Origin of the sequence: Microcystis sp. LE18-22.4A (assembly GCF_027531105.1) — a bacterium.
Classification (GTDB): Bacteria; Cyanobacteriota; Cyanobacteriia; order Cyanobacteriales; family Microcystaceae; genus Microcystis; species Microcystis aeruginosa.
On sequence record NZ_JAPZRB010000637.1, the window covers coordinates 1 to 3241 of the forward strand.

Genomic DNA, 3241 nt, shown 5'->3' on the forward strand with positions numbered 1-3241 from the left:
CTTGCCAAAATTATCAGCACCATATTTGCGATCGCATCATTTTTAGGCTTCTCTTTTCCAGAGAAATTTCAACCCACTCCCTGCCAACCGACGGCAATTGTTGAAACCACGGAAGTTAGCACTAACAATTAGTCAAAGCGCCAAATTCGCCTAACCTAATCATAGGTTAAGCGACAAACAAGATCAGCAAGAGACTTCGATTTTTTGACCTTGCTGATCTCTGTATTTCTTTGTTAACAAAACTTAACAATTATCGGCAAAATTTTGCTTGCTTTTGTCGGCAGATTTTGGGATAATATTTTTAAAAGATTTTATTCATAATGGAAATCTGTGGGTCTAAAAATTTTTGCACAGACTCCCATTATAAGAAAAGCATAGCGCAAATCGCCGGCAAAGTCAAGTCCTTTCCCATTAATTATGGGTTGGCTGAAAAAGTAGGAGCGATCGCCGGTTAAGATACAAGGTTTTTGAGCCACTATGAAGCTGCTTGGTCAAACAGGCTGCCAAACCCCTTATCTCGTCTATATTTCACATTTATTCAGCCCACCCTACCTAAATCTCTGCTGAAGGTGGAGATCAAAGGCTGTTTTAAACTAATACTTTACTGCGATCGTTAGAATTATCCCCAAAAATTGCCCCTCGTCGAATCAAATCCTGTTTTTGTTCGGGGGTGATCCCCATTGCATCGATAAAGATAGCGTTTTTAACGTCAGCCCCACTCAGGTCAGCTTCATTCAGGTTAGCCCCACTCAGGTCAGCCCCACTCAGGTTAGCCCCACTCAGGTCAGCCTTTCTCAGGTCAGCCTTACTCAGGTTAGCCTCACTCAGGAAAGCCCCTCTCAGGTCAGCCCCTCTCAGGTCAGCCCCACTCAGGATAGCCTCACTCAGGATAGCCACTCTCAGGTTAGCCCCACTCAGGTCAGCCTCACTGAGGTTAGCCCCACTCAGGATAGCCCCTCTCAGTTCAGCCCCACTCAGGTTAGCCTTTCTCAGGTCAGCCTTACTCAGGTTAGCCTCACTCAGTTCAGCCCCTCTCAGGTCAGCCTCAATCAGGTTAGCCCCCCACAGGTCAGCCCCACTCAGGTCAGCCTTACTCAGGTTAGCCTCACTCAGGAAAGCCCCTCTCAGGTCAGCCCTTTTCAGGATAGCCGCACTCAGGTCAGCCCCACTCAGGTTAGCTCCTCTCAGGTTAGCCCCACTCAGGTCAGCCTCACTCAGGTTAGCCTCAATCAGGATAGCTGCACTCAGGTCAGCCCTTTTCAGGATAGCATCACTCAGGTCAGCCCTTCTCAGGTCAGCCCCACTCAGGTTAGCCCCACTCAGGATAGCCTCTTTCAGGTTAGCCCCTCTCAGGTCAGCCCCACTCAGGTTAGCCTCAATCAGGATAGCTGCACTCAGGTCAGCCCCACTCAGGTTAGCCCCACTCAGGATAGCCTCTTTCAGGTTAGCCCCTCTCAGGTCAGCCTCAATCAGGATAGCCCCTCTCAGTTCAGCCCCACTCAGGTTAGCCCCACTCAGGTTAGCCTCAATCAGGATAGCTGCACTCAGGTCAGCCCTTTTCAGGATAGCTGCACTCAGGTCAGCCCTTTTCAGGATAGCCGCACTCAGGTCAGCCCCACTCAGGTCAGCCTCACTCAGGTCAGCCTCACTCAGGATAGCCCCACTCAGGATATACTCTCTCAGGATATACCCTCTCAGTTTAGCCCCTCTCAGGTCAGCCTCTTTCTGATTAGTCCTTTCAAAAATGGGCTGGGGTAAGTTAGGTTTTTTAATAGATTCAATTAGTTTATTGTTAATTTCTTTAGATGCTTCATTAGAAGTATCCCCAAAAATTGCCCCTCGTTGAATCAAATCCTGTTTTTGTTCGGGAGTGATACCCGTTGCATCGATAAAGATAGCCTTTTTAACTTCCGCCGCACTCAGGTTAGCATCACTCAGGTCAGCCCCACTCAGGTTAGCATCACTCAGGATAGCCCCACTCAGGTCAGCCCATCTCAGGTCAGCCCATCTCAGGTTAGCCCAACTCAGATCAGCCTCTCTCAGGTCAGCCTCTCTCAGGTTAATCCTTCTATATCTTCTTATAATGCGCTGGAGGAAGTTAGGTTTTTTAATAGATTCAATTAGTTTATTGTTAATTTCTTTAGATGCTTCATTTGTACTTACTGTCTTGACAATCAAGGGGTTTGCTGACGATTCTTCTGCCAGTTGCTTTGGTGATTCTGCTAAATTTTGTCCTATGATAGTAGATTTTAAATAGGTTATCTCATCTGCATTAACATCACCTGCTATGGTAAAAGCTAAACAATTATCTTCGGTAAATTGAACATTTTCAACTGTAATATCTCCCGAAATTTTGTTCAATTTACCCGATTTGAATAGGGATTCAATTTTTTCTAAACTTTTTTGAGAACCCTTGAGAGTTAATTTGATACTACCTTGTTCTATGTCAGTTATTGTTATTTCCTGATCATCGGTTATTTTTCTTAAAAGTTCTAATAGCGTTAATATCTGTTTCTTTTTATTTTCAGAAGCAGTAAAAACCACAGCACCAGAAAATTTTCCGTCATAATTTGTGTTTTTTTGATTACATTCTGGTTGTAATTTCCATCGACTTAAAGCAGTAATCAGATTGTTACTGTCAATCTTTTCACCCATTTGCTCGGACAAGATTTTCCATAACTTATGAGCCGCATTCTTGATTGACTGTTCTTCTTGACTAATTTCTTCCGCTAGATCAGCATATTTTTTATCATCAAAAATACCTTTTAATATTTTTGTCTCCACGTCCGTTAATCCCTTGTTTGTATGCTTTTTTTTCAGATCATTAACCAGCATTTCTAATTCAGTCCATGAAAGGGTTTTAATTTCAGTCATTTTTAGTTCATTCATCATCATTTTTTAAGGGCAACAGGACTTAAGATTACTTTTCAGTACCCTGTCAGGTTACTTGAGAGTACCTAAAAAAAGTACCATTTTCATGACTTTTGAGTAACGACAAATAATCAGAATTTTTTTAATCTAAAGATAGTTCACCTCCTAAGTAAAAGGATTGATGATTATGTATAAATATTGGTTAAAGTACAGAGAAGACCTTGTTAGTCTTGCCAAAATTATCAGCACCATATTTGCGATCGCATCATTTTTAGGCTTCTCTTTTCCAGAGAAATTTCAACCCACTCCCTGCCAACCGACGGCAATTGTTGAAACCACGGAAGTTAGCACTAACAATTAGTCAAAGCGC

General features: G+C 43.1%; 2 protein-coding genes and 1 pseudogene. 1 reads left to right on the forward strand and 2 read right to left on the reverse strand.

What is annotated here, in order from left to right:
- Nucleotides 1-588: 588 nt before the first annotated feature.
- Both O9295_RS27015 and O9295_RS27020 read right to left on the reverse strand, forming a co-directional pair.
- Nucleotides 589-1851: a pentapeptide repeat-containing protein gene (locus O9295_RS27015; RefSeq protein ID WP_502846527.1), complete on the reverse strand. Its 1263-nt coding sequence runs from the start codon at nucleotides 1849-1851 to the stop codon at nucleotides 589-591.
- Between the two features lie 51 nt (nucleotides 1852-1902).
- Nucleotides 1903-2895: pseudogene (locus tag O9295_RS27020) on the reverse strand (helix-turn-helix domain-containing protein); the annotation flags it as partial.
- A 163-nt stretch (nucleotides 2896-3058) separates the two neighbouring features.
- On the opposite strand from O9295_RS27020, the gene O9295_RS27025 reads away from it, so the two are divergent.
- Complete coding sequence (locus tag O9295_RS27025; protein WP_164502961.1) at nucleotides 3059-3232, forward strand: hypothetical protein; 174 nt, start codon at nucleotides 3059-3061, stop codon at nucleotides 3230-3232.
- Nucleotides 3233-3241 lie beyond the last annotated feature (9 nt).

Excerpts from the sequence above, each read along its gene's own strand:
- O9295_RS27025 (WP_164502961.1), top strand. The coding sequence starts at position 3,059 with ATGTATAAATATTGGTTAAAGTACAGAGAAGACCTTGTTAGTCTTGCC.